Origin of the sequence: Dendronalium phyllosphericum CENA369, assembly GCF_016056275.1 — a bacterium.
Taxonomy (GTDB): Bacteria; Cyanobacteriota; Cyanobacteriia; order Cyanobacteriales; family Nostocaceae; genus Dendronalium; species Dendronalium phyllosphericum.
This window is the reverse complement of sequence record NZ_JAECZA010000176.1, coordinates 1-2,135: the sequence shown is the minus strand read 5'-3', so window position 1 is coordinate 2,135 and position 2,135 is coordinate 1. Positions and strand designations below refer to the sequence as shown.

Sequence of the window (2,135 nt, the reverse complement as noted above, 5' to 3'; positions counted from 1 at the left end):
CATCGTACTCGTGCTTACCCAATGAGCGTAGCTTGTACCCCAATATTCGCAATATTCCAATAATGTTGCATCTGGGTATTGTTCAACCATTGCAGCTAGTTGAGTTTCATATCCATCCAACTCTCCCTTTTGTGCTCCACCTTGTTGTTTGGGTTGTACATGACCTTGAGTCTTATTCATGGAGAGAAGTTTTTGTACAAAACTTTTGGCTACACTAAATCTATTAGCCACCTTCCTGATTGAGGTGTCACCTTGTGAGTAAGCCAAAACTATTTTTTCTCGCAAGTCGATTGAGTAAGCTTTCATTTTAAGAGTTGATGTACTGGTATTAATGTACCTCATTTACCTGCAATTTGCTGTAATATAGCTACTGGTACTACCTATAAATGAACCACCAATATCCAGCTTGGCATTAGTTCCTACGATAATTCCGTTAGGATTGATTAAAAATAAGCTTGCTGTACCATTAGTACGAATTAATCCATCAATATTAGAAATTGATTTCCCTGTAACTCGGGTTATAATATTTTGAATATCTAGCGAATTATTGAAATAAGTTATACTTCCTGTAGGAATAGAAAATTCTTTAAAACTGTGAAATAAATTTCCTCCTACTTTTGTACCATTTTCTATAAATAGGGTATTGTTGTTTAATTTTATACTTGTATTTTCTGGTAAAGTATTATCTGGAACAATTTGTGAATTACATGGAAAATTATTTAAGATAATATATACAAAAATAATAACTTTACTTCGTAAAAAAAGATTGTAGCTGTTAACTTTCATACTATTTTAAAATATCATACCATATTTAAATTAATTTGTAAAAAATATTTTTTTACAAATTAATTACACTTTTGATAAAGGAAGTTCAATGAGTGATTTATACTTCATAAAAGTTATAGAAGCATTGAAATACTTATTTCGTACATAAGATAAATAAAACTTAATTTTGAGTGATTGTGGTAATTCATCAAAGCTAACAGGTATAAAACCTGTACTAGTATAAAATTTTACTAATTCTTTTTTAACACATTTTAAATAGAGAGGTTTATTAGCTTGGATAACTAAATTTTTTACTAAAAAAGTTCCTAAACCTTGATTTCTAAAATTTGGTACTACATATAAACTACCTAACTCTTGTGCAGAATCAAAATTTCGTAGTTGTCCAAATGCTATTAAACGACCGTAAGATTCAATTACTAAAAATTGTTCCCACTTAAGCTGTGTTGGATCAAGTCTAGCTTTAAAAATTAAAAATGCAATTACCCCAACATCAACCAATTTGGCTTTTCTAAAAATATATTTATCTGGCAAAGAAATAGTATTTTTTATCATTTAATATTTTAATAAATACTTTATTAGTAATAAAAATTAACTATACATAATTATTTTAATTGGCTGATAAATAATAGTATAGTTACTATGGTCTCAAACAAGATGAAATTTAGCAATCTAAAATCTTGATTTTAAGACTTAACTTAAGCGTAGTAATTTGTCCGGTAAATATGATGCGATTTTTCAACGCTTGAGGATAATCACAAAACTATCTCACACCAGTATATACAAGTATCAAAATTAGTTGCTGGCGGTACGGCGGCGATCGCTTGTGTGTACAAATTTAGCTGTACCACTACCGCACAACTATCCAACAGCAGTACATATGAGTATTAAAATTATCTCTCTGCGTTTTTAAAAGCTATAAGTGCTGTAAGTAATGCTATACGGCAATAAAAACTTTCTAAAGAATTGTATGAATTCAGTAGTCATATAATATAAATAGGTATTATATATCATTGACTACTTAAAATATTTTAGGTTATCCAACGCATCAATCACAAAATCCATCAACACGTAACTCACGCCAGATATCAGATGGTTGCCAGCCGGAGTTGCCCGCAGACTGGAGTATGGGATAGTCTTGCACTGGAGCATAGGGAGTAAGGTATTCTGTGGCTTGGCTTTGTGGCTCAACCAGGGGCTGTTGCTCAATGGCAGGTTCATTAATAGAGGTAGTCTCAACTGGGAGCAACGCGAAAAAGTGAGATCGTCGTGAAATGAGCAGGGGAAGCGGGGGTAGCTGGGGTAGCTGGGGGAGAAAAGAGAAAGATTTAGTAAATTTTGCTACTAAAACT

The 2,135-nt window shown here is 32.0% G+C and carries 4 protein-coding genes; all 4 read right to left on the bottom strand.

What is annotated here, in order from left to right; all coding sequences use genetic code 11:
- Window positions 1–306: IS630 transposase-related protein (locus tag I8752_RS22020; RefSeq protein ID WP_214434410.1), on the bottom strand; the 306-nt coding region annotated here is incomplete at its 3' end.
- A 36-nt stretch (window positions 307–342) separates the two neighbouring features.
- Complete coding sequence (locus I8752_RS22015; RefSeq protein ID WP_214434409.1) at window positions 343–786, bottom strand: two-partner secretion domain-containing protein; 444 nt, start codon at window positions 784–786, stop codon at window positions 343–345.
- A gap of 63 nt (window positions 787–849) precedes the next feature.
- Window positions 850–1,338 (bottom strand): GNAT family N-acetyltransferase, encoded by a 489-nt coding sequence (locus I8752_RS22010; RefSeq protein ID WP_214434408.1) that lies wholly within the window; start codon window positions 1,336–1,338, stop codon window positions 850–852.
- A gap of 493 nt (window positions 1,339–1,831) precedes the next feature.
- The gene (locus I8752_RS22005; protein ID WP_225895832.1) at window positions 1,832–2,065 is read right to left on the bottom strand and encodes a hypothetical protein; all 234 of its coding nucleotides are present in this window, start codon (window positions 2,063–2,065) and stop codon (window positions 1,832–1,834) included.
- Window positions 2,066–2,135: the final 70 nt, after the last annotated feature.

Bases quoted from the DNA above. Each gene is read 5' to 3' on its own strand.
- I8752_RS22015 (WP_214434409.1), bottom strand. From the start codon at position 786: ATGAAAGTTAACAGCTACAATCTTTTTTTACGAAGTAAAGTTATTATT.
- I8752_RS22010 (WP_214434408.1), bottom strand. From the start codon at position 1,338: ATGATAAAAAATACTATTTCTTTGCCAGATAAATATATTTTTAGAAAA.